This window comes from Ruegeria sp. AB5, assembly GCF_056542645.1.
The window spans coordinates 1-833 of sequence record NZ_JBQGAE010000075.1; the positions used below are offsets into that span (position 1 = coordinate 1).

Below are 833 nucleotides of genomic sequence, written 5' to 3' on the forward strand. Positions count from 1 at the left end.
TGCCGGCCCATCCGCTGGCTCATTGACCAGCCCACAATCCGGCGAGAGAAAAGATCCATTACAACCGCGAGGTAGAGCCAGCCCTGCTTTGTCGAGATATACGTCATGTCAGCAGCCCATCTCTGGTTCGGTTGCCGCGCCTCAAAGTTCCGTTGCAACAGGTTCTTTGCAACCGGATGGGCCGGGTTGCGCCGCGTCGTGACCCGGAAACGGCGTTTGGGACAGCCCCTCAACCGTTCAAGGCGCATTAGGCGGGCAATCTTGTTGCGCCCGACTGTGACGCCTTCCGCCACCAGTTCGGCATGGACCCGAGGACTGCCGTAGACACCCTTACTGATTTCGAAGATCCGCCTGATCCTCGGCATCAATTCTCTGTCCTGTTTTGCACGGGTGCTCTCCGGACGTGTGCGCCAAGCGTAATATCCGCTGGCTGAAATACCCAACAGCCTGCACATCATGCGCACTGGATAATGGCCACGCCGGAGATTGATACAGGCGTACTTCACTTCGACAGCCTGGCGAAGTACGCCGCCGCTTCCTTTAGGAAATCACGCTCCTTCTTGACCTTGGCCAACTCGCGCTTCAGCGCAGCCATCTCTTCGTCACGCGGACGACCATGGCCGGGGAACGCATCCTGGCCCAGCAACGCTATCTCACCTTGCCATCGTCGAAACTGTCGGGTGCTGATACCCAGCTCATCGCAGACAGCCTTATCCGTCATCCCTTCTTCCGCAGCCCGGCGCAGAGCTTCTCGTTTGAACTCCGCGCTGTACCGCTTGTATCGCTTCGGCTTCGTCATTCGACACCTCCCGGCGCGGGCTGCGCCTATTCTA

General features: G+C 59.1%; 2 protein-coding genes. Both read right to left on the reverse strand.

What is annotated here, in order from left to right:
• The coding region (locus ACR0L4_RS23675; RefSeq protein WP_480515660.1) for an IS3 family transposase at positions 1 to 506 on the reverse strand (506 nt) is incomplete at its 3' end.
• The gene (locus tag ACR0L4_RS23680; protein WP_480515662.1) at positions 503 to 799 is read right to left on the reverse strand and encodes a transposase; all 297 of its coding nucleotides are present in this window, start codon (positions 797 to 799) and stop codon (positions 503 to 505) included. The genes ACR0L4_RS23680 and ACR0L4_RS23675, both read right to left, overlap by 4 nt.
• Between the last annotated feature and the right edge of the window lie 34 nt (positions 800 to 833).

Coding starts and splice junctions, on each gene's coding strand:
- ACR0L4_RS23680 (WP_480515662.1), bottom strand. CDS start 799: ATGACGAAGCCGAAGCGATACAAGCGGTACAGCGCGGAGTTCAAACGA.